Source organism: Caulobacter sp. BE254 (genome assembly GCF_031457295.1).
Classification (GTDB): domain Bacteria; phylum Pseudomonadota; class Alphaproteobacteria; order Caulobacterales; family Caulobacteraceae; genus Caulobacter.
The window spans coordinates 675,205-699,149 of sequence record NZ_JAVDWJ010000001.1; the positions used below are offsets into that span (position 1 = coordinate 675,205).

Annotated in this window: 13 protein-coding genes; 5 read left to right on the forward strand and 8 right to left on the reverse strand. The window is 65.2% G+C overall.

The genetic code is table 11. The annotated features are described in order from the left end of the window. Positions 1–95 precede the first annotated feature (95 nt). The 3 genes from J2X41_RS02915 to J2X41_RS02925 all read left to right on the forward strand — a co-directional run bounded on the left by J2X41_RS02915 (position 96) and on the right by J2X41_RS02925 (position 6,331). Positions 96–1,055 carry an alpha/beta hydrolase gene (locus tag J2X41_RS02915; protein ID WP_310079507.1) on the forward strand — a complete coding sequence of 320 codons (960 nt, stop codon included), beginning with the start codon at positions 96–98 and terminating at the stop codon, positions 1,053–1,055. A 790-nt stretch (positions 1,056–1,845) separates the two neighbouring features. Next, entirely contained in the window at positions 1,846–2,835 is a 990-nt protein-coding gene (locus J2X41_RS02920; protein ID WP_310079846.1) for a LacI family DNA-binding transcriptional regulator, read from the forward strand. Between the two features lie 577 nt (positions 2,836–3,412). Then, positions 3,413–6,331 carry a TonB-dependent receptor domain-containing protein gene (locus J2X41_RS02925; protein ID WP_310079509.1) on the forward strand — a complete coding sequence of 973 codons (2,919 nt, stop codon included), beginning with the start codon at positions 3,413–3,415 and terminating at the stop codon, positions 6,329–6,331. A gap of 195 nt (positions 6,332–6,526) precedes the next feature. On the opposite strand, the gene J2X41_RS02930 is transcribed toward J2X41_RS02925, so the two are convergent. Further along, positions 6,527–7,282, reverse strand: coding sequence for a DeoR/GlpR family DNA-binding transcription regulator (locus J2X41_RS02930; RefSeq protein ID WP_310079511.1), 756 nt, complete (start codon positions 7,280–7,282; stop codon positions 6,527–6,529). 224 nt (positions 7,283–7,506) lie between these two features. Here J2X41_RS02930 and J2X41_RS02935 point away from each other — a divergent pair, with 224 nt between their 5' ends. Together J2X41_RS02935 and J2X41_RS02940 are read left to right on the forward strand one after the other, a co-directional pair. Beyond that, the gene (locus J2X41_RS02935) at positions 7,507–10,272 is read left to right on the forward strand and encodes a TonB-dependent receptor (protein ID WP_310079513.1); all 2,766 of its coding nucleotides are present in this window, start codon (positions 7,507–7,509) and stop codon (positions 10,270–10,272) included. Positions 10,273–10,333: 61 nt separating this feature from the next. Then, positions 10,334–12,109, forward strand: a complete 1,776-nt coding sequence (locus J2X41_RS02940; RefSeq protein ID WP_310079515.1) for a phosphocholine-specific phospholipase C — start codon at positions 10,334–10,336, stop codon at positions 12,107–12,109. Positions 12,110–12,163: 54 nt separating this feature from the next. Here the strand turns inward: J2X41_RS02940 and galA are convergent, their stop codons facing one another. From galA to J2X41_RS02975, 7 genes are all read right to left on the reverse strand, one after another. Continuing rightward, the gene (gene galA, locus J2X41_RS02945; protein WP_310079518.1) at positions 12,164–14,680 is read right to left on the reverse strand and encodes a beta-galactosidase GalA; all 2,517 of its coding nucleotides are present in this window, start codon (positions 14,678–14,680) and stop codon (positions 12,164–12,166) included. Between the two features lie 108 nt (positions 14,681–14,788). Continuing rightward, positions 14,789–16,279: a tryptophan 7-halogenase gene (locus tag J2X41_RS02950; RefSeq protein WP_310079520.1), complete on the reverse strand. Its 1,491-nt coding sequence runs from the start codon at positions 16,277–16,279 to the stop codon at positions 14,789–14,791. A 195-nt stretch (positions 16,280–16,474) separates the two neighbouring features. Continuing rightward, on the reverse strand, positions 16,475–19,897 hold the full coding sequence (locus J2X41_RS02955) for a TonB-dependent receptor (protein ID WP_310079521.1): 3,423 nt from the start codon (positions 19,895–19,897) through the stop codon (positions 16,475–16,477). Between the two features lie 487 nt (positions 19,898–20,384). Further along, a complete protein-coding gene (locus J2X41_RS02960) occupies positions 20,385–21,317 on the reverse strand; it encodes an IclR family transcriptional regulator (protein WP_310079522.1) in 933 nt (310 codons plus the stop codon). A 240-nt stretch (positions 21,318–21,557) separates the two neighbouring features. Next, the gene (locus J2X41_RS02965) at positions 21,558–22,184 is read right to left on the reverse strand and encodes a YdeI/OmpD-associated family protein (protein WP_310079523.1); all 627 of its coding nucleotides are present in this window, start codon (positions 22,182–22,184) and stop codon (positions 21,558–21,560) included. Between the two features lie 515 nt (positions 22,185–22,699). After that, a complete protein-coding gene (locus tag J2X41_RS02970; protein WP_310079524.1) occupies positions 22,700–23,446 on the reverse strand; it encodes an SDR family oxidoreductase in 747 nt (248 codons plus the stop codon). Positions 23,447–23,628: 182 nt separating this feature from the next. Next, positions 23,629–23,922, reverse strand: a complete 294-nt coding sequence (locus tag J2X41_RS02975) for a hypothetical protein (protein ID WP_310079525.1) — start codon at positions 23,920–23,922, stop codon at positions 23,629–23,631. Between the last annotated feature and the right edge of the window lie 23 nt (positions 23,923–23,945).

A 23,945-nucleotide genomic window follows, 5' to 3' on the forward strand; every position in this document is an offset into this window, starting at 1 on the left:
TCAGCGCCCGGGACGCGATCGTCTTCGACGCAGCGACGACCATGAACTCGCGACACCTTGGTGAGCGCGGGACTGAACAGCACAGGAGGAATGTCATGAAATCCAACGGCTTCGAGAAATCTCACGGTCGCGGCGGATCCCTTCGCGCGGGCCTGGCGGCGGTTGGCCTCGCCCTGGCCCTGGCGACCGGGGCCCAGGCGCAGGACGACAAGATGGTCCCCACGCCGATCCCCGCCCAACCGAACGCCATCGAGCTCGGCACCGGCGCGCTGCCCGGCGCGACGTCGCCGGAATCCTGGCATCGCCAGTACAAGAGCCTCTTCGCCCGCAACGTCACGGTCGCGACGCTGACGCCCTTCCTGCCCGATCCAGCCAAGGCGACTGGGGCGGCGGTCATCGTCGCTCCCGGTGGCGGGTTCCGCACCCTATCGATGGAGAACGAGGGCTGGGATGTCGCCCGCGCTCTCGCCGACAAGGGCGTGGCCGCCTTCGTGCTGAAGTACAGGCTGAACCCGACGCCGCCGGACATGCCGGGCTTCGAGCGGTCGATGACCGAGATGTTCTCGGCCACCGCGCGGCCCCCGCGGCCCGATCCACAGGCGGCCATGGCCGGACTGGCTCCGCAGATCGCCGACTCGCGCGCCGCCTTCGCGCTGGTCCGCCAACGGGCGGCCGAATGGAGGATCGATCCCGACCGCGTCGGCATGATCGGCTTCTCCGCCGGCGCCATGCTGACCCTGGCCACCACCCTGGCCGGAGACGACGCCAAACCCGCCTTCATCGGCCTGATCTACGGTCCGCTCTCACCTGTCACCGTCCCGACCGAAGCGCCGCCGATGTTCGTCGCGCTCGCCGCCGACGATCCGTTCTTCGCTCATGGCGGCGTGGGACTGATCGACAGCTGGCGCGCGGCCAAGCGGCCGGTCGAGTTCCACCTCTATGAACAGGGCGGCCACGGGTTTGGCATGTACCAGAAGACCACCACGAGCACCGGCTGGTTCGACGCCTACGTCCGCTGGATCGGCATGCACGGCATGTTGAAGCCCAAAGCCTGACGTTATGAGGCGGCTCGATGCGGACCGGCGCGGCGGCTTCTGGCTGGCGCGGCTTGAGGTCCGCGTCGCGGCGCCGGGCGCGACGACCGCCCCTTCCTCAAGCGATCCTCGTCTCGCCGTTCGCGCCACGCAAGCGACGACCTTCGCCGAAAACGGCCTTCCATCGCCTGAGCGATAGTCTCGCGGCGGCTTCGGTGCGATTTGCGAAAAGGAGGCGCCCGGGCCGGAAACGACGATGAAGCCGATCCGGGCCCGGGCGAGAGCGCCCAAGGGGGAAGGAGACGGGGCGATCTTAAAACCCAGCGACAGGAAGCATTTCAGAAAATCTGTACGACAGATTTTCTGATTTATGCCACCCTACGGCGATGGTTGCGTTAACATTGACTCGGATATTTCGATTTGTCCAACCAATATCGCGCTTTAATCGATATAAATTACCTCGCCTGAAGCTGAGCTTCCGACCGACAGGCGACCTCGCTGGCCCGAGGTGGCGACGCATCGGCCGAACCCCATTTCAAGCTTGCTGGACTGGCGCTGTGCACGAGAAGCTCGTCCTTGGCGACGCCGCGATTGGGACGCGAAGAGCGACCTCGCGCCCCAATCTCGACATCCAAGTCAACGTGGAGATGCTGTTAACGCAAACAATGCCCCCTGGACGCAGGGCGGGCTCCGATTATAGATCGGGGGCTATCGCGGTTGCGCCGGATTGCGCAATGGGCCAGGTGGCGTTTTGACGCGACGGTGACGGGGCGACGGATTGGCCAGAAACGCAGGGAGCGGTCGCCCGACCATTGTCGACGTCGCGGCCGAGGCGGGCGTGTCGCCGATGACCGTCTCACGCGTGATCAACGGCCGCCCGGGCGTCGGATCGGACGCGCGCGCGGCGGTGGCCGTCGCCATCCAAGCGCTGGGCTATACGCCCAATGTCGCCGCGCGCAGTCTGGTGACCTCCGCCGAACTCAGGATCGGCGTGATCTACTCCAACCCCAGCGCGGCCTTCATGAGCGATTTCCTGACGGGCGTGTACGAGGAAGCTTCTATACGCGGGGCTCACCTGATCCTGGTCAAGGGCGGCCAGGGCGGACGACCGCCGGAGCCCCAGGCGCTGGAAAGCCTGATCGCGTCCGGCGTTTCCGGTGTCATCCTGGCGCCCCCGCTCGGCGAGTCCCCAGCCGTACTCCAGGTCCTTCGCAAGGCGCGGCTGCCGATGGCCGCGGTGGGGGCCTACGACGTCGAGGGCGCGATCTGCGTGCGCATCGACGACCGTCGCGCCGCCTATGAGCTGACGCGCCAGCTGATCGATCTTGGCCATCGCCGCCTGGGTTTCATCCTGGGCAATCCCGACCAGGCGGCCAGCGCCGAACGCCTGGCGGGATTCTACGCGGCCGTGCGCCAAGCTGATGGCGTCATGACGGCGATCGCCCAGGGCGATTTCAGCTTCACTTCGGGACTGGCCGCCGCCGAGCAACTGCTCGACGCCACCCCGCCCCCGACGGCGATCTTCGCCAGCAACGACGACATGGCCGCCGCCGTAGTGTCGGTCGCCCATAGACGGCATCTCGACGTGCCGGGCGAACTGACCGTGGTCGGCTTCGACGACACCTCGGCGGCGGTCACGCTTTGGCCGCCGCTGACGACGGTCCACCAGCCGGTTCGCAAGCTCGCGGCCGAAGCGCTAGGCCTGCTGGCGGCTCAGATCTCCGGCGTCGAACCGGCCAGCGAACGCGACCGGGTGCTCGATCACCAGATCATCACGCGTCTGTCGACCGCGCGCCTCTAGACGGAAGGCGGCCCCTACCCCGTCTTCGATGCGCCAAATCTGGACAAGCCACACCGCCGGCCGGCTGACCTCTCACGCCTGAAGGCGCTCCTCGCCCAAGAGCGCCGCCACCCGAGATTGACGGCCAAAAAGCCGATAGCGGCCGTCGATTCGCGGAAAAATTCGCCCTGCCCACTCCCCGCGCCCCATGACCAGGCGAGCCTCGCGGACAGATAACGCTACCATGGCCGAACGAGCCCCCGTAGCAACGACGTACCTGGTGGGTTTTTCGCGACATTTGGCTGGAATGAGGTGGTTTCGACACTATCGCAGCGCGGTTGTCGGTAGTTTCAACCTTATTATGTCGGAGTATTGACTCCAAGGAACGGCGGACTTACCAAATTTTACGATAACGCTACCATCTGGCGGGCCAGTCCCGTGGGAAAGCGTCAAATCGCGCCGATCAACGGCGCTCTAGGGAGGGATGGAAATGTTTTCAAAGGGCACTGAGCCTTCGAGTCTGCGCGCCGATAGCGTCGACGTTTCGAGGAAGAACCTGGCGACCACGTCGGTCGCCGGCGACCGTTTAGTCCGGCAAATGAGGCGCGAGGCTTTCAGTTCGGTCGGCGCGGCCGCCCTGCTCGCCAGCCTGATCGCCGCGCCGGCTCTGGCGCAGACCGTGGTTCCCGCACCGGCGGCGACGCCGGAGACCGCCACGGTCAGCGAGATCGTCGTCACGGGCACACGCATCCAGACCACCGGCTTCAGCGCGCCGACGCCCACATCGGTGATCGGCGAGTCCCAGATCCAGAACAACGCCCAGCCCAACGTCTTCGCCACCATCGTCCAGCTGCCGTCGCTGCAGGGTTCGAGCGGCTCGACCACGAACACCTTCAGCACCTCCAGCGGCCAGCAGGGCCTCAGCTCGTTCTCGCTGCGGGGCCTGGGCACGATCCGCACCCTGACCCTGCTGGACGGCCAGCGCGTGGTGGGGGCCTATTACACCGGCGTCACGGACGTCAGCTTGTTTCCGCAACTGCTGATCCAGCGCGTCGACGTGGTGAACGGCGGCGCCTCGGCCTCCTATGGGTCCGACGCGGTGGGCGGTGTCGTCAACTTCATCACCGATACCAAGTTCACCGGTTTGAAGGGCAACGTTCAGGCCGGCATCTCGAAGTACAACGACAACGAACAAGGCTTGGTGCAACTGGCAGGCGGCCGCAGCTTCGCCGGTGACCGCCTGCGCGTGGTCGGCAGCGTGGAGTGGGCCAAGGAAAACGGCGTCGGACCGGGCGACTTCGGCGTGGATCTGGCGGGTGATCGCGACTGGTTCACCCAGACGACGATGATCAACCGCAACGTCACCAACGACGGCTCGCCGCAATATGTGGTGCGCGACTACGTCCAGCCATACGCCTATACCAAGTACGGCCTGATCTCCGCCGGCCCCCTGCAAGGCATCGCCTTCGACCAGAACGGCCAACCCTTCCAGTTCCAGTATGGCTCGGGCGGCGTGCCTTCCAAAGCCGCCAACGGCGCCGTCATCGGCTGCTTCCCGGGCGCCTGCGTAGGCGGCGACCTGTCGGGCAACGTCGACAGCGGCCGCACGCTGCAGTCCAAGATCGAGCGCAAGGTCGCCTATGGACGCGTGGGTTACGACTTCGCCGACAACAACGAGGCTTACCTCTCGTTCAATCTGGGTCAGGTCGAGACCAGCAACCAGCCCGTCAACGGCATGAACAAGACCGGCCTGACGCTGCAATGCTCCAACCCCTACGTGCCGGCCTCGGTTCAAGCCGCTTGCGCGACGGCGGGGATCACCAGCTTCCAGTACGGCACCAGCAACGCCGTGCTGCCCAACACCAAGGTTCACACCGACCGCCGTCAGTATCGCGTGGTTGGTGGCCTGAAGGGCAAGTTCGGGCTTTTCAACAAGGACTGGACCTACGACGCCTACTACGAGCATAGCGTCAACAAGACGGCCATCGACGTTGATCACATCCTGCTGACGCCACGCTTCAACCAGGCGATCCAGGCCACCACGTTGAACGGCGCGATCGTCTGCGCCAATCCGGTGGCGCGCGCCAGCGGCTGCCAGCCGCTCAATATCTTCGGCGGCAAGCCGCCCTCGGCCGCGGCCCTGGCCTATGTCCAGCCGGAGGCCGGTCCGTTCCAGCGTCTGCGCATGACCCAGGACGTCGCCAGCCTGAACTTCTCGGGCGCGCCGATCGACCTGTGGGCCGGTCCGCTGTCGGTGGCCTTCGGCGCCGAATATCGCCGGGAATTCTACACCGTCCGCGCCGACCCGTACGGCGCCGGTGTCGCCGATCGCAGCCCCAACAGCGGCGCCTATCCGGCTGACCCGCTGATGTCGACGCTCGGCAACAACTGGCACGCGGGCAACTACAAGAACGGCAACGGCGCTTACAACGTCAAGGAAGCCTATCTGGAAGTCGACCTGCCGCTGTTCGACAACGACACCGCCGGCCGCGCCAACTTCAACGCCGCGGCGCGGGTGACCGACTACAGCACATCGGGCACGGTCTGGACCTGGAAGACCGGCGGCACCTGGGACACGCCCATCGAGGGCTTGCGCCTGCGGGGCGTAACCTCGCGCGACGTGCGCGCGCCCAACCTGTCGGAACTGTTCGCGGCGCCCGTCACCACCACCCTGCCTAACTTCTTCGATCCCGCCAACAACAGGAGCGTGGTGGCGATCCAGAACGCCGTCGGCAATCCCAACCTGACTCCCGAAATCGCCCGCAACACCCAGTTGGGGGTCGTTCTGGCCAATCCGCCGTGGCTGCCCGGCTTCAGCGCCTCGTTCGACTATTACAAGATCAAGATCGACGACGTCGTTTCCAGCTTGGGCGCTGACCAGATCGTCGATTATTGCTTCCGCAACATCCTGCCCGAGACCTGCGGGACCTATAATCTCAACAACCCCAACGGCCCCAACTACATCAATGTCCAGTCGTTCAACCTGGCTTCGTGGAAGACCAGCGGCTTCGACATCGAGGCCAGCTATCGCTGGCAGCGGCCGCTGGGCCTGGACGGCAACTTCACCCTGCGAGCCCTGGCCACCCACATCCGCGAATTCCTCACGGACACGGGGCTGCCCGGCACGGTCCCCGTGGACTCGGCGGGCGTGAACCAGGGCAATACCCCGGACTGGAAGTGGCTGGCGATCCAGAGCTACGAGAACGACCGCTTCAGCCTGACTCTGCAGGAGCGTTGGTTCAGCGACGGCACCTTCGGCAACCAGTATGTCGTCTGCGCTCCCGGCGCCTGCCCTGTCTCGACGGCCAATGCTCCGACGATCGACAAGAACTTCATGGCCGGCGCCTTCTACATGGACATCGGCGGAACCTATAACGTCCGCCAGGACGTGACCGCCTACTTCAAGGTCGACAACCTGTTCGACCGTGAACCGGCCAAATCGCCAAACTACGCCAACCCCGCCCTCTACGACATCGTCGGTCGGATGTACCGCGCCGGCGTTCGCTTCAAGTTCTGATCCCGTGGCGCCCGTCGGCGTCGCCCTCGAGAAGGGCGGCGCCGGCGGCGCGGCGACGTTTGCCAGGCCGCACAGCCGGATACGAGGGGCTCCCGAAATAGCGATTACGGCCGTAACCGCCTCGGAACGATCGACTCCGTCTAGCGAGTTGCGGATCCGTCCATATCCTTGAGATCCATCGCGCCCTCACTCCGGTCAGGCGATCACGATCCGCGCGTGGGCGAACGCTTCCACGTAGTCGGGCGCTAGGGGCAGATCCGTCACCAAGACGTCGACATCGGTCAGTTGCGCCGTGCGGATCAGGCCGTAGCGGTCGAACTTGGTGGCGTCGGCGGCCAGGATTACCGTCCGCGCCTTGCCGTAGACGATCCTGTTGACCGCCGCCTCGCCCGAATGGAAGTCCATCAAGCCCTGGTCGCGGCTGATCGCCCCCACCGACAGCACCGCCAGGGTGGGGGTGAACTGGGCCAGGTACTCGCAGCTGCGATGGTCGAAGAAGGCCTTGTACTGGTAGTCGAGTTCGCCGCCCGACAGGAAAACCCTGTTGTCGTTTCGCCCGCCAAGCTCGGCGCTGACCGCCACGGAGTTGGTGATCACGGTCAGGGACTTGTGCTGACGCAGGGCCTTGGCGACGTAGTAGCTGGTCGTGCCGCTGTCGATGTGGACGATGCCGCCCTCCGGAACCAGGCCGGCGACGGCCCGCGCGATGCGCTGCTTGGTTTCGGCGTTTTCTCGCAGCCGCAGCTCGAAAGGCCCCTCCACGGCGCCCAACGGCAGACTAACCGCGCCATGGGCCTTGGAGATCGCGCCGCTGGCCTCCAGTACCTTGAGTTCGCGGCGAATGGTCTCCTCGGAGACCTGAAGTTCCTGGGCAAGGTCGCGGACCGCATAGGCGCCAGCCGCCTGGACGCGGGCGATGATCGCCTGTTGCCGAAGCCGTCGCTTTGTCATGGCCGCCCCCTAAGAACTGACCGTGAAATGACCGATCCGGGCGCTCTGCGTCAAGGGAAACGTGAATTCGCAACGATATTGACAACATCAGGGCCGTAAATGTGGATTTGTTCTGATTTGTGCACTTTTCGGTCAACAATGTCGCAGAACTGACGCGTCCACCTCCTAAAGGAATGCGCCGACAGACGGACCCGCTGGGGGGCCGCGCCTGACCTGGTGACACCATGACCCGATCGATCATCAACGGCTTCGACGACCGAGGGGTCGATCACCTGGCGCGTCGCCGGGGCCTGTGGTTGGCCGGAAGCGCCGTCGGAGCCCTGGTGCTGGCGACCCTCGCGCCCGTTGCGCACGCGGCGGATCTGGACGACGGCGGCGACGTCTCGGCGGTGGTCGTCAACGGCAAGCGCAACGCCAGCGCCGCGCAGCAGGTCGAGGCGGTCGGCGCGACCAATGTGCTGTCGGCCGACCAGATCCAGCGCAACCCCGACCAGAACGTGGTCGACGCCCTGGCGCGCCTGCCCGGCGTCTCGGTCTCCCCCACCGACAACATGGGCTCGCCCTCGCAGGGCAACCACCACGGCGTCGACGCCGCCGGTCGCGGCGAAGGGGCCTTCGTCAGCCTGCGCGGCCTGAACGGGGCCTACAACGTCAACCTGCTCAACGGCGTCAACGCCGCTCAGGGCATGCCCTACAGCCGGCAGATCGAGCTGAGCCTGCTGCCGCCAGTCGGCCTGGACCGGATCGTGGTGTCCAAGACCTCGACCGCCGACATGGACGGCGACGCCATCGGCGGCACGATCGACTTTCGCACCCCCACCGGCCTGGACTTCCAGGAACCGATGACGCGGATTTACGTCCAGGCCGGCCTGGCGCAGCTGCCGCTGCGCTACGGCCTCAAGGGCGGCTCGGGCCTGGCCCAGGCGGAACTGGCGCGTCGGTTCGGCCCCGACAACCGGTTCGGGATCTACGCCACCGCCTATTACGGCCAGCGCAACTTCGCCTCGACCATGCAGGACTACCAGGCCGGCCAGTGGGAGCACGCCATCTCCGACGGCGAGCAGGGCAGCAACCCCGTCGGCATGGACAAGAGCGACAACCTGCTGCTGACCAGCCTCAACGCCCAATTCACGCGCGGCCAGCAGAAACGCTACGGGGCGATCGCCTCGCTGGACTGGGAGGGCGAACGCACGACGCTGTACGCCCGCGGCAGCTTCGCTCGCTCGAACATCGACCAGGAGGTCTATCAGAAGAGCATCCAGGCCGACGGCTATTCGGCCGGCGTCCAGCGCCCCGACGGCCTGTACCAGAACGCCGAGGACGACGGCGAGTACCACTACTGGTTCGAGACCTCGCCCGAGGTCTCGGAGCTGGACTCGTTCCAGCTGGGTGGCCAGTCGAAGTTCGGCCGGCTGACCGTGGACTACAACGCCTTCTACAGCTGGGGTGAGAACTCGGCCCCCGATCACGCCGAGATCACCTACCAGACCGACGCCGACAACGACCTCAACGGTCCGTTCACTGTGGCCTATCGCGATCGCTATCCCATTCCGCAGCTGACGCCCGCCCAACTGGCGCGACTGAACGACAGCCGCCTATTCCTGGTCGGCGAGGACAGCGGCGAGTTCACCAGCTCCCACAGCGAGCAGCGCAAGACCGGCGGCAAGGTCGATTTCCACTACGACGTCGATGGCGACGTGCTGCGCGACCTGGCGTTCGGCGCGAAATATGTCGAGAGCCGCCGGGAGACCAGTTCACGCGACTACAGCGGCCTCAATCCCTATCCGGCAGGCTCGACCCTGGCCGACAGTCCATTGATCGACAGGACGCTGGGCCAGACCATCAAGGGCGTCTACCCGTACGCCCTGCCGATCGGCGACGGCGCGGCCCTGACCGACCTGATGGCCGGGCTGTCCAAGGACCAGATCCTATTGGCCGACGACTTCAACAAGAACACCATGTCGGGCACGGAAAAGGTCTCGTCCGTCTACGTGCTGGCCAATCTCAAGCTCGGCGCCGTCGAGGTGCAGCCCGGCCTGCGCTACGAGCACACCGATATCCATGACACGTTCTGGAACCAGGTCACCAATCCGGACGACAGCGCCGGCGCCTCGGCCTTCGCCGCCAACCAGACGCAGTACGATTTCGTGCTGCCGAGCGTGCACGCCAACTACCGTCCCAACGCCGACACAGTGGTGCGGGCCTCGATCTGGCGCAGCTATGTGCGGCCGGCCTTCTTCCAGCTGGCCGGCGGCCGGCGCACCACGCTCAACCCCGACGGCTCGATCGACATCACCGAGGGCAACCCGAACCTGAAGGCGATCTCGGCGATCAATTACGACGTCTCCTACGAGCACGCCGGCGCCACGGGGACCCAGTTCATGGTCGGCCTGTTCCTGAAGGACATGTCAAACTACCTCTACGACCGCGGCAACACCTACCGCGCCCAGGCCGTGGCGCAGACGGGGATTTCCTCGATCAGCCGCCCGGAGAACGGCGGCGACGCGCAGGTCTACGGCCTGGAGATGTCCGGCCGGCGCCAGTTCACGGAACTGCCGGGCCGGCTGGCCGGCCTGGGCGTCAGCGGCAACCTGACCCTGCAGCGCTCGAAGGTCGACCTGAGGGATCCGGACACCGACAGCGGCATGCGGATGCAGGGCTCGCCAGACCTGCTCTACAACGCCTCGCTGTTCTATGATCGCGACGGGGTGACCGCGACCCTGTCCTACCGCTACGGCGGGCCGACCCTGGTCAGCTATCGCTTCGGCGACTACGGCGGCGCCGACCTCAACGAGTGGCAGCGCACCACCCGCACCCTGGACGCCAGCGTCGCCTACCAGTTCCAGAGCGGACTGAAACTGACCCTGTCTGCCTCGAACCTGCTCAACGACTACGGCTACTACCGGACGGTCGGCCGCGACAGCGGGACAATCCCGCAACTGGTTTCGTCGGGTCGTAACGCCTTCATATCAGCGGCCTATAGCTTCTGATCCTTCCCTCGCCCGGCCGCTTCGTGCTCCCCCTAGCGAAGCGGCCCAACCGGAGCGTTCCATGCCCTTCACCCGACGCCGCTTCATGAAGACCGCTTCGGGTGTGGCCCTGGGCGCAGCCGTGGCCGGCGGCCCCGCCCGGGCGACCGCGCCCGGGCGGGGTTCGATCCGCGACGTCGAGCACGTGGTCATCCTGATGCAGGAGAACCGCTCGTTCGACCACTATTTCGGAACCCTGCGCGGCGTGCGCGGCTTCGACGACCCGCATCCCGTGCTCAAGCCGAACGGCGATCCGGTGTGGATGCAGAAGCAGCTGGACAAGGACGGCGGCGAGACGGTCATGCCGTTCCGGCTGAACACGGGCGCGACCGCCGCCCAATGCCTGTCAGGCCTCGACCACAGCTGGAAGGGCAGCCACGACCGCTGGAAGAACTACGACGTCTGGATGCCCGAAAAGGGCCCGATGAGCATGGGCCATCTCACCCGCGAGGACATCCCCTACTACTACGCCCTGGCCGACGCCTTCACGATCTGCGACGCCTATCACGCCTCGGTGCACGGGCCGACCGGCCCCAACCGCCTGTTCCTGTTCTCGGGCACCAACGGCCTCAGCGTCGGCCAGGTCACGGTCTCGGCCGTCTCCAACGAGGGCTCGGACGATAACGGCTGCGCCGACATGGCCAAGGACGATCCGGCCTTCGCGGGCTACGGCTGGACGCCCTACGCCGCGCGCCTGGAGGCGGCCGGCGTCAGCTGGAAGGTCTACCAAGAGTACGACAACTACAGCGACAACCCGCTGGCCTATTTCCCGATGTACCGCAACCTCGACCGCGGCTCTGTGGCCCACAGGCGCGCCCGGGCCTGGGTGGCGGGCTCGACCAAGGAGAACGTCCCGGAGACGACGGGCCAGCACCTGGTCGACGCCTTCGCCGCCGACGTCGCTGCCGACGCCCTGCCCGCCATCTCGTGGATCGTCGCCCCGTTCAAGCTGTGCGAGCACCCCGACGCGCCGCCGGCCTATGGCGAGACCCTGACCGCCCGGCTGATCGCCGCCCTGGGCGCCCATCCGGAGGTCTGGAAGAAGACCGTCTTCATCCTGAACTACGACGAGAACGACGGCTTCTTCGACCACGTGCCCCCGCCGATCCCGGCGATCCGGCCGGACCTCGGGGCCAGCACCGTCGACCTGCGCGGCGAGGACTATCACGGCCAGCCGGTCGGCCTGGGTTTCCGGGTGCCGATGCTGATCGTCTCGCCCTGGACCCGCGGCGGCTGGGTCAATTCGCAGGTCTTCGACCACACCTCGGTGCTGCAATTCCTGGAGCGTCGGTTCGGCGTGGCGGAACCCAACATCGGGCCATGGCGGCGCGCGGTGTGCGGCGACCTGACCTCCGCTTTCGACTTCGACATCTCCGAGGCCGAGCGGCGCGACACGAGCTGGTTGCGGCAATTGCCCGGCACCAGCGACTACAGGACGCGCAGCGACGCGTCCTGCCGCCTGCCCAAGCCCGGCTACGCCCAGCCGCCGACGATGCCGCGCCAGGAACCCGGCATCCGCCCCGCGCGCGCCCTGCCCTACGACCTGGAGGTGCTGGAAAATTGGGCCGACGACAAGCTGACCCTTAACTTCCTCAATCGCGGCCGGGCCGGCGCGGTGTTCACGGTCTATCGCGACGGCGACGATACCGGTCCGCGCTACTACACGGTCGAGGCCGGCAAGACGTTGTCGGGCGCCTGGCCGCTCGCCCGTTCGGACCAGGCCCAGGGCTTCGCCGTTCACGGTCCCGGCGGCTTTTATCGCAGGCTCCACGGTGATCCAGCGTCGCGCCGAGCCTGAAGATCGAACCTCCGGCCTGGCTAGCTCGTAGAGAGGCGTGGAAGCGCCATGTGTTCACCCTAGCGTAAAATCCAGCTGGGCCGGACGGACGCCATCGGCTTCGGCGACCAGTCGCGCCTTGCCGGCTTGGCCGGGACGGGTCCGCAGGATCACCTGGCACAGGCCGCTGAACAGCTGGCGCGTCGGCTCGGTTTCGATCTGCAGGCTGGAGGGATCGCCATTGCCCGTGCCCGCCAACCAGAGAGGACCGTCGAGCGCGAAACGCACGGGCAGTTCCGCGGTCGGCACGGGCCTGCCCGCCGAGTCGACGGTCGAGACGCGCACGATCGCCGTGTCCTGCCCATCCGTCTTGAGCCTGTCGCGCACCGCCGAAAGCCGCAACGCCGCGGGGGCGCCGGCCGTTTCGCGCACGGAACTGGCGATCAGGCGTCCCTGACGATAGCCGCGCGCCTCCAGCTTGCCGGCGGCGAAGGGAACCTGCCAGGTTGAATAGCCGAACTTCTCGACCGTCTTGCGGCCAAGGCTCTTGCCGTTGAGCCGAAGCTCGACCTCATCGAGATTGCTGTAGCACCAGACATCGATCGGCTGGCCCTCACGCCCCACCCAGTTCCAGTGCGGCAGGAGGTGGACCAGCGGCTCGTCCAGCCGCCACCAGGCCCGCATGTAGTAGGCTGTATCCTTCGGAAAGCCGCAGCTGTCGTAGACGCCGAACTGCGAGCCGACGCTGGGGAAGGTGTAGAAGGGCGAGGGCTCGCCATGATAGTCCAGGCCTGTCCACACGAAGCCCCCGGCCACATAGGGCTTGTTCTCGATATCGGGCAGCCACTCGTGCGCGAACTGGCCCCAAGGCACCTTCTCGTTGTCGTAGGCTCGCACGTGCCGACGCTTTTCGTCGCCGACGTAGACGCCGCGCGTACCGACGCTCGACCCCGTCTCGCTGGCGATGACGATCGTCTTGGGAAAAGTCTCGTGCACCTTCACCAGTTCGTTGGGGTTGTAGTTGACGCCGACGAAGTCGAGCGCGCTGGCGAGCGCTTGCGGCTTGGTGAAACTGTTGTCGAACGCCGCGCCGACCAATCGGGTCGGGTCGAGCCTGCGCACGGCGCGGATCATCGTTCGCGCGACCCGGGCACTGCGCACGCTGCCTTCCTGCGGCTCCTCGTTGCCGATCGACCAGAGGATGACACTCGGCCGGTTGCGGTCGCGCAGCACCAGCCGCTTAAGCTGGTCCAGTCCCGCCTCGCTGGAAATCATCTGGCGGTTCTCGGCGATGACCAGCAGGCCCATCTCGTCGCACAGGTCCATGAACTCCGCCGACTGCGGATTGTGCGAGCAGCGGACGGCGTTGCAGCCCATCTCGACCATGCGTTCCAGGCGGAAGCGGTTGAGTTCCTTGGTGACCGCGCAGCCCACGCCCGCATGGTCCTGATGGAGATTGGCGCCGCGAAGCTTGACCGGGCGGCCGTTGAGGAAAAAGCCGCGATCGGCGTCGAAGCGGATGTCCCGTAAGCCGAAGCGGTTCTCGGTCTGGTCGACCACGACGCCGTCGACCTCGACCGCGGTGCGCAGCGTGTACAGTTCGGGACGGTGTACGTCCCAGAGGCGCGGCGACGCGACGTTCAGCGTCTGCGGAACGGTCGCTTCGCCCCAGGGGCTGAGCGCGGTCGTCGACGAGCGCTGGCTGGCGACGACCTTGCCATCCGGGTCCAGCAGGGTCGAGACGACCACGGCGTCGACGGCCTTGTCATCCGCCTGGCGGAGTTGGGTGGCGATCTCCACGCGACCGTCCGCGCGACCGCGGATCAGGACGCCCCATTGGGGCACATGAAGGGACGCCGTCTTCACCAGGTGCACACGGCGATAGATGCCGGCGCCCTCATAGAACCAGCCTTCGCCCAGGGTCGCATCGACGCGGATGGTGATCAGGTTGTGGCCGTCCGGATTGGCGACGTCGGTGAAGTCGACGCTGAAGGGCGCATAGCCGCTTTCGTTGCGGGCCAGGATGTAGCCGTTCACCATGATCAGCGCGTCGCGGAAGATCCCGTCGAACTCCAGCGTCAGCCGCTTGCCCATGTCCGCCTGCGACAGGTCGAACCTGTAGCGGTACCAGCCGATGCTGGTGGCCGGATACTCGCGGCCCAGCGGCTTGAAGCCGTGGCCGTTGCGCGGATCCTCGCTCTTGGGCCCTGTGGCCTTGAACCGATCATTGGGGGTGAACGGCAGCGAGACGGCCCAGTCGTGAGGCAGGATCACGTTCTGCCAGCCGCTGTCGTCGAAGTTCGTCTTGCCCCACTGGATGTCGGTGAAATCCGGCGAGGCGACGTAAGACACGCCGACGCCCTGCTTAGCGTAGGTGCGCTGCAGCGCGCCGAAGCCGAAATCACGATCAGGCTCATGGGCGTCGCCCAGGCGGAATTTCCAGCCCGCGTCGATCGCCGTGCGCTGGCGCAGCCCGCCAGGGCCGGCCGCTTCTGGCGAGACGACGCCAGCCGATGCGGCCGCGGCTGCGGCAGGCAGCGTGACGGCGGGCAGGCTGCCGAGCAGCGTCAGGACGTTGCGCCGGTTGATCATGTTACTCGTCCTTTGATGGGCATTGGCGTCGGCTAGGTGAAATCGTCGCCGGTCGTGTTTCGCGGGTTTGGCGGGTCGTGGTGACACAACTCAGCCGCCCGGCGCCGCTTACGGGGCCTTGCAGTGACGATCGATGAAATCCTGATGCGACGTGACCGCCCGCGCCGAGCGCATGATCTCTTCGCGGCGCAAGTCCATGCCCGTGCGGATCTGCTCCAAGGGATAGAGATCGGCCGATATGTTGTAGCGCGCCGGAATGACGCCGTTGCCCAGCAGGATGGCGAGCCAGCTCGGCTCCATATAGGACTCGGAATCGCCTAGCGCGATTTGTCCGCTGGCGTTCCAGACATCAAGCTTGTGCCGAAGGCTGTCGGGGATCTCGATGTCGCGGCACGCCGCCCACAAGGGCTCGGGACGGCGCGAGAGATAGTAGTGCGCGATGATGAAGTCGCGGATACGCTCGATCTCGCGGGTGGAGAGTTGGTTATATTCGTCGCGCAGAACCGGGTCGATGGTCCGTTCGGGGAAATATCGAAGCAACTTCAAGACCCCCATGACGATCAACTGCAATCCTGTCGATTCCAGGGGTTCGAGAAAGCTGGAGGCGAAACCGATCCCCACGCAATTGCGGTTCCAGAACTGCTTGCGATGGCCGGAGGTAAAACGGAACAGCCGTGGCTCGGCCAGCGGTTCGCCGTCGATATTGCCCAGCAAGGCCTCGCGCGCCCGGTCGTCGCTCCAGAACTCCGAACTATAGACCATGCCATTGCCGCTGCGGTGTTGCAGCGGAATGGTCCAGCGCCAGCCCCCGGCGTGCGCGGTGGATCGCGTAAACGGCGTGGGCGCGTCGGGGCGTTTCGAGGGCGCCGCCATGGCCCTGTCGCAAAGCAGCCAGCGCGACCAGTCGACGAACGGCGTGCCCAGCGCCTTTCCGAGCAATTCTGAGGCGAATCCGGTGCAATCCAGGAACAGGTCGCCAGCGACCGTAGCGCCATTGGCCAGATGGATGGCGGCAATATTGCCGGTCTCGCCGTCCAGATCGACGTGCGTCATCTTGCCTTCGATGCGCTGCACGCCCAGCTCGGTCGCCACGTCCCGCAGATAACGGGCGTACAAGGCGGCATCGAAATGATAGGCGTGGTGATAGCGCGGATTCTGCGGATCGGTCGGGGCGAATTTGTTGTGTTTCGCGACGGCGTAGGCGAACGAATAGTCATCGATCGGATGGTCTTCGCCTGATTGCCGCAACCTCAGCCAATAATGGTGGGTCGCCACCCCTTCAACCTGGTGACCATAGTCGCTGAACGCATGGAAATGCCGGTTTCCGGCAACGCCCCAGTCGCAGAACTCAATGCCCAGCTTGAACGTGCCCTGGGTGCGGCGAATAAAGTCGAATTCATCAATGCCGAGCAGGGCGTTGCATTGCGCCAGCACCGGGACCGTCGCCTCGCCGACGCCGATGATGCCGATCTCCTCGGATTCGACCAGAGTGATGCGCGTTTGATGGCGACCGGTCTTCTTGGCCAGCAGCGCGGCCGCGATCCACCCCGCCGCGCCGCCACCCAGAATGACGATATGCTGCTGATGGCCGCTGTTCATAAACATGCCTCGCCACGAACGTACCCGGCGCGGTGCCCGCCGGATGGGTTTCAGGCCTATGCGGGGGTGGGAGGTCGGTCAAGGCGGGCCAACCGGCCGCGCCCGTGACCTGCGACCCGGCATGAACCGGCCGCGATACTGTAGTCGAAAAGGGAAGGACGCTTCCCGATGAAGCGCCCTCCCCCGTTCAGGCCGTTAGAAGCGCGCCCGCATGGTGACCTCATAGCGCCGATCGCTGACGTTATGGTCGTAGGGCGCGAACACGCCAGGTATGGGCTCCTGAACGGTTTTCGACTTGGTGTCGAGAAGGTTGTTCGCGTTGAACGAGAGGGAAACCTTTTCGCTCACCTTGTAATCGAAGCCCATATCCAGGTAACCGGCCGCCGCCATGTAGGCCGGAACCATGTTGTAGACGGGATAGGAATGGGCCGAGTCAAAGTTGGTCGGGCTGGTGTTGAGGGTGTAAGGATTGCCGCCGCTCGTCGCATAGGACAGCGGATTGACGTTGGTCGACAGCAAGGCCTTGTCGCGCCAGTTGTACGCCAGGCGGGCGTTGATCTTCTTGTAGCTGTACAGCAGCTGGATGTTGTAGGCCCACTTCGACAATCCGGCGTAGGGGAGATTGGGGTAGGTCTGCGGCACGGTGCCGTCCGGATTGAGGCCCCCGTTGGCCGTGCGCGGGCTCAACACGTTGTTGGCCTGCTGGGCGGGGTTGCTGCTTTCGATGTAGGTCACGTTGCCTTCGAGGCCCAGCCCGCGGAACAGGCCCGGCAGATGGTCGAAGAACTTGCGGCCACCGATCTCGAAGCCCTTGATCTTGGCCTTCTCCGTCGACGTCTGGTTCTGCATAAAGACCCACTGAAGATCCAGGCTTGTCTGTGTCACATTCGGATTCGTCTCCACCCCGTTGACCAGCGCCGGTGTCTCACCATTGGGGTATGCCAGCGCCGGAATGGGAAGATTAGGCGCGGTGAACGAGTGGAACACCGGGTGATCCTCGATCTGCTTGGCGAACAGATCGACGTAGAAGAAGCTGGACGACGACGGATAGAATTCGAACGTCACATCTTGGCTGTTGATCATGGTCGGCTTCAGATTTGCGCCCGAGTCGCGGGCGACAACACCCGTGAGAATCGAGGGCGCCTGCGGATTGACGTTGGAAACCGACCTGGCGTCGATGTAACCGCCCGCGCGAATGTCATTGAGGTTCGGCGGAGCAGACGACCGCGACGCCGCACCGCGAATGATGAACTTGTCGGTTACGTCGAACTTGACGTTGAACGAAGGCAGAACGCGCGTGTAATCATAGCTGCGGGTCTGCGTGGAATAACCTCCAACCAACCCATAGAGCGTCGGGAACACCGGCGACGAATTCGGATTAGCGGCCTTCGCTTGCTTCGCGTCGAAGTACGCATTGCTGTCCGCTAGGGTCAGAGCAAGGTTCGCGGCGGCCGGCGTTCGCAGCAGACCGCTCGCCCGCAGAGATTCGTGGAATACACGAACGCCGATATTGCCCGAGAACGCCGGAATGAACCCGATACCATCATGCGCGAACTTGGCCTGGATATAGGCAGCCTTGTTGACGATTCGGCTATCGGTCTTGTTCAGGCCCTGATCGATATTGTCCTGCCAAAACTCAGCCCTGGTCCGAGGCCGTCTCTGCCCGCTGCCTGGAGGATCTTCGATCAGCTGGCCGTTATACGTCTGGAGCAAATGGTACCAGTCATAGCTCTGCATGAGCGATTGGCTGGCGACGTAAAGCTGTCCCGGAACGGCCACTTTGCCGCCGAAGAAATTCGGGAAGGTGGAGACTTCATAATCCGACGTCAGGACATTGGGGTTGCTGAGATACATAATATTCCCCGGCCCAAAGTTTGGGTCGTTCGGATGTTCCCCCCACGGATTCCCCAGCCAGGACTGGCTCAGCGGCGCCCAGTACGTCCCCACGAAGTTGTCGTTTTCGATGCGGTTGGCGGTACGAGCGCCAACAGCGATGCTGCGCAGGAATCCATCGTCGCTGACCCGGTATTCAAGGTCGAGGTGGGCGGCCACCATCTCCCCCGTATTCTTGGGTTCATGATAGCCCATCGCGGACAAGTACGCCGTTTTCTTATCGAGCATGCCGGCGGCGGACAGGCCAGACACGGCCGGCAGGTCCCCCGTCAGATCGACGTCCATCGTCGTCACCAGCGGGCTGGTCTGACTGAGGCCGACATACATGTCCTGCCCGGTCTTACGGGACCGGACATATTGTACAGCGCCACGCACCGCCACCCGATCCGCAGGGGTCCAGACGAAGCTCTGCGAAATATCCAGCGTGGAACTCTTGCTGTGCGATGCCGACGACCCGCTGTTGGGATTCATCGTGCCGGAAGAGCCGCACTGCGCCAGACGCCTACCATTCCAATCCGCAGGGGGATGCGCCGGATCGATACCCCCATCAGCCGACCAGTCCCACTGAATCGTCGACGCGGGAGCGCCATAGGTGGAGCCGCAATCGAGCTGGTACCAACTAGGCACCCAGCCGGGGGTGATGTTCTGGAACTCCACCGCATTGCCGGTGGATCCTTGCGTGAGGCGTCCCTTGCGGAAGGCGCCGTTGGCGTCATACTCAACCGGGGCGCCGAGAACGGGCATAACCGCGGCTGACGTGGATGGGATCCCCCCCACCTGACCGCTGTTCCCATGGCTATCCTCGACATATTGCGAGAAGAACACGGTGTTGGTCAGCGTCAGGTTCGAAGTCGGCTTCCACTGAAGAGCCTGATAGGCGCCGTACCGGTCGCGCTGGCTCTTGTTATAGTTCCAGTTGAACGAGCTGGGAACAAAGGCAAGATCATCGTCGCGCGTGGAGGTCGGCACATACTGGCCGAACATGGCGCCCACCTGCAGGTTGCTGCTTTGCTGGTTCAGACGGCTGTAGGCCAGATCCCACAACACGCCAAATTCGCCGATATTGGTATCGAAACGCTTCGAGAACATGGCCGAAACGCGGGGCGAGGCCTTCTTCACCTGGGTGCCGTAGCTGCCGCCCGCGGTGAGGTTGACCTGGGTGTCCTTGAAATCGAAGGGCAGATGCGTGCGAAGATTGACCGCCGACGCGCCCCCTTCGACAAGGTCGGCGCGTGTGGCCTTGTAGACATCGACTCCCGACATCAATTCGGGCGTAATTTCGTTCCAGCTGATGGCGCTCGCGCCATTGGCGCTGAACACCTGCCGTCCGTTGAGTAGGCTCGAATTGAAGGGAAGGCCGCGCACGGTGATGCCCGTGCCTTCGATCTGGAACGCGCTGCTGCCGCCGTTGCCCGCAGTGAAACGCGAGATCGACACGCCCGACACGCGCTGAAGAACTTCGGTGATCGACGCGTCGGGCAGCTGGCCGGCTTCGTCGGCGACGACCGAGTCGACGATCGTGTCGGAGCTCCGCTTGATCTCGATGGCGCTCTGCAGCGCCTTGCGGCGTGCGGTGACGACCACTTCCTTCACGGTGTCGACGACCTGGTCGTCCTTGGCCGCTGAGGGCGCGTCCTGCGCCGCGACCGGCCCGGCCAGCGCGCAGAGAACACCAAGCGAAGCGCCAGCAACTAGCAAATGGCGCGCGCGGATCGAATTTCTCACGTCAACTCCCCTCCCCAGGGTCCCCTGCGAGCGCCGGTTTGTCGACGCCACTTTCACATATGCTATCCGTTTTTATCTTTTACAGGTCAACAACATTTCATGAGCGCTGATGCGGAAACGCCAAGCTGGGATGCAATGAGCGCGTTGGTCGCAGCCAGGCGGGCCTCGTGGAGCCGGCCAGCCAAGCTCACGGCTGAATCCGCCGGCCGGGAACTGGCGGTTTTTCAAGAATGGCTTGGCGAGGGGCGAAGCCCCCCCTCGATCGCCGGATCATGGATCGACGGCGAGTCGGTTTACGGCTAGAGCCGGCCGCGCGATCCTCAAACCAGGCGGCCGGATCCAGCTTTTTGTTTTCACATGGTTCTTGCGCAAAACCGCCCGCCGGTTCTCCGCATGAACCGCCAAACGCCCCAGTCAGGCGCGCAGCCGATCACAAGCCGGGACCGCCGTCGGTCTTCAGCATCGCGCCCGAAGCCAGCGCGGCGACCTAGGCCGGGAAATTGTCCTTCAGCCGCAGCCTTCTGGGCCTGCTTTTCGCCGCCCCTGCTTCCGCCCGGCCATCGGCCGACAAGGGAACGATGCGTTCATCCCGTTCAAACCAGCCCAATTCCGTGGAGATCCGCTTGGCGGTCGACGCCAGCTCGGCCTGGGCGGCGTATTCGTCGAAGACCTGCGAGCCGTCGATGCGAGCCATGAAGGGAATGGTCAAGGCGGCGACGACGCGGCCGCCAAGACCGAAGATCGGATAACTGATGTCGGTCACGCCGTTGGTGCGCGCACTGGGCCGCATTTCAAAGCCGCGGCTGCGGACGAGCTTGAGGCGGTTCATCACGGCCGCGCGGTCCTTGGGAGACAAGGCCATGTCAGCTTCAAGAACATCGGCGACCCACGCATCGTCACCGAAGCCCAGCAGCACCTGGCCCGAACAACTCCTCACAAGATCCAGGTCCGCGCCGAGCCTTACGATGAAGGCGATGTCACCAGGATTTTGTTGCCTCAGCACGACAAGGCCTCGCCGACCGTTCGGCATCACCAGGTGACAAGATTGATCAATCTTATTGGCGAGTTCACGCATGTGCGGGCCGGCCATGACCGTGAGCTCTTCGGCCGGCGTCGCGCGGAATACGATCTCAAGAATTCTGGAATTTACACTATATTGATCCGTCTCCGGATCTTTATTCAACCATCGGCGACGTTCCATGACGACAATGATTCGAAAGATCTCGCCGATCGAAAGGTCCAGGCCGGCGGCGATTTCACTGGCCGTCAGGCCGCGAGGGGCCTGGGCCAGCAGTTCGATGACGTTGAAGCCTCTCTCGAGCGCCGGCGCGGAATAGGTTTTCGGCGCGGAACGCGGCTCTTGATCGTGTTTCGAGGAGGAGGCACCCATGCCGAGATGGGTATCCCATGGATTTTGCATTTGCAAGCAGCTCGCACAACCAGACCGACCCGAGCGACGACAGGGAAATGATCAGGTCGAACGTTCTTGAGTTCACTCCAAGGTTAGATGCAGCGCCTTGGCGGCATAGTCGCCCGCGAACGATCGTCGATCTTCAGCAGAATATCAATCCGCGGCGCCCGAAAGGTTCGGACACGGGCCGTTCCATGACGGCGGATATGGGCCGCGCGATCTCCTTGCGAAAGATGCAACATCGCCCGCCTATCTCTCCAAAGCGCCCTTCCCCGCGATGATCTTGCCGCGGAACTTCTCGATCCGCGCCAGGCGGGTCGAAGGCTGCTTGGCTTGGTTCAGGGCCAACAGGTAGCTTCTCTGGCGACCTGGCGTCAGCGCATGGAAGGCCTCGCCCAATTCCGGGTCTGCATCCAGCACCTCGACCAGTTCGTTCGGCATGTCGACCTCGCGGTCGGTCTTCGCGGGCCGGGTTCCCGCTTCGGCGTGATCCATCAACTGTCGCAGATAGGCCCGGATCACAGCCTCCCTCTCGCCGACCTGCTGCGTAGCGGTGAAGCGGATCATGCCCGGCGTTCGACTGTTGGGGCCTTGCGGCTCCAGGATGCCCTCGCTGTCGACGAGCAGGCCCGCGTTCATGAAGCTGAGCCGAAAGTCGCCCCGAAACGCTCCGAGGATCGCGATATTGCGCCCGGCGTGCAGGTAGCACGGGTGGGCCCATTTCACCGTTTCTTCCAATCCAACGTCCAAGCAGATCCGGCGCAGGTCGTTCAGCCCATCGATCCACTGCCGGGTCGAACAGTCCGTCGTCGCGAACCTGGCGCACCGACCGCAGCCCTTGGTGAAGAAGTCGTCAGGATTGGTGATCATCGCCATGGTCACATTCCCCCTTCGGCCCGGTCGGTCCTTGTATCAATCGCCCTGAGTCGAGACAGTTCTAGTCTGGGACAGTGGAGACGCAAGGTCGGCCACAGAGCCGGTTGGCCGCCGCCCCCGCCGGTTCATTCCGCCCTCTCCGCCGCTACCGGCGCATCCGGATTGGAGCGGGGCTGCGCCAGCGGCGATCCCGGGTCGGCGCAAGAATACGATCGAACCCGTGGTGTCCGGGATGCGGGCGACCTCAGCGGTCAGCGCTGGATGTCGGGATCTTAGTGGCGCCACGCGATCCCGGAGGCGACGAACCTCCCGCAGGCCGGCAGGCTCATCAGCGGAATAGGCCATCTGCCTCAGCCTTGCCGACGTGCAGCGTATCATCGCCCGGCCCCGGCGCGTCGGGGCTCAAGGGCTTCGCCAGCTCGCGACGATCGGCAGTTTCAGCTTGCCGCCAAATACCTGGCCGACGCGGCCGACATCGCCCCGGCGGAACCGACGCGCCGCCGCGCTGAGCCCCCTCAGACCGAGGACCACCCGCCGTCCGAGGCCAGGACCGCGCCGCTGACGTTCTTGGCCTCGTCGCTGAGCAGCCAGGTGATCGCCGCGGCGATGTCGTCGGCGGCGGCCAGTCCGGGCGCGGCGGCCATCAGCACGGCCATCACCGACTGAAACCCCTTTTCCGACCGCGGCGTGGCGTCGATGCCGGTGATCACGCCGCCGGGCGCGACCACATTGACCCGCACCCCCGTCCCCTTGCAGGCGAAGGCGGCGCTGCGGCCCAGGCCGATCACCGCGTGCTTGGCCGCCGTGTAGGACACCCCGCCCGCCGAGCCGCGAAGGCCCGCCTCCGAGGCGACCTGGACGATCGATCCCGCGCCGGCCGGCTCCATCAGCCGCACCGCCGCGCGGGTGCATCGCATCACCGCCGTGACATTGACCGCCAGCACCCGGTCCCAGGTCTCGTCGTCGACCTCGGCGATCGGCAGGAAGCCGTCCATGACGCCCGCGACATTGGCGAGGCCGTCCAGCCGCCCCTCGCAGGCGTCAAACACCGACGCGACCACGGCGGGCTGGGTGATGTCGCCGGAGACCCTCAGGCCGGCGGCGCCCAGCTCGACCGCGTCGAGGCGGGCCGGATCGATGTCGGTGGCGACAACGCGCGCGCCCTCGGCGGCCAGTCGCTCGGCCGTCGCGCGGCCGATGCCCGATCCTGCGCCCGTGACCACCACGGTCTTGCCGGCGAACCTTGAACTGAAATGCGGCATGTAAAGCGCCCTTTGGCGGGAGGAGGCGCCCTGCCCTTCGCGAGGCGCTCGAAACAGGAAAAGGTGCGGGACACCCGATCGGCGAGCGGCCCGTCAGGGTTCCGGCTCAGTGGAGGAGGAAAAACGTCTTCGTGCGCGGGCGATGGAGCCCCCCCGGCGAGGGTCCGAGGCCGCGGCCTGAACTACTTCTTCGCAGGCAAGGCTGCGAAGTCCTTGTCGATGGCCGCCAGGGCGCTGTCGCTGACGGTGTCCTTGGCGAAGCGCTGCAGTCCCTTCAGAGTCAGCGGACGCGCCATCCGGATCTGGGGATTGGCGAAGACCGACGGCAGATGCCTGTCGACCACGGCCTTGGCGGCCGGGGTGTCGAGGATTTCGCCGATCGTGGTGGTCGCCGTGTTCAGCGGCGACGCAGCGACGGCCACGCCCGCGACGCCCATCAGCAACGCGGCGGCCAGAGCGGTTCGGATGGGACGCATGGTCGGCCTCTTCTCAAGGGTCG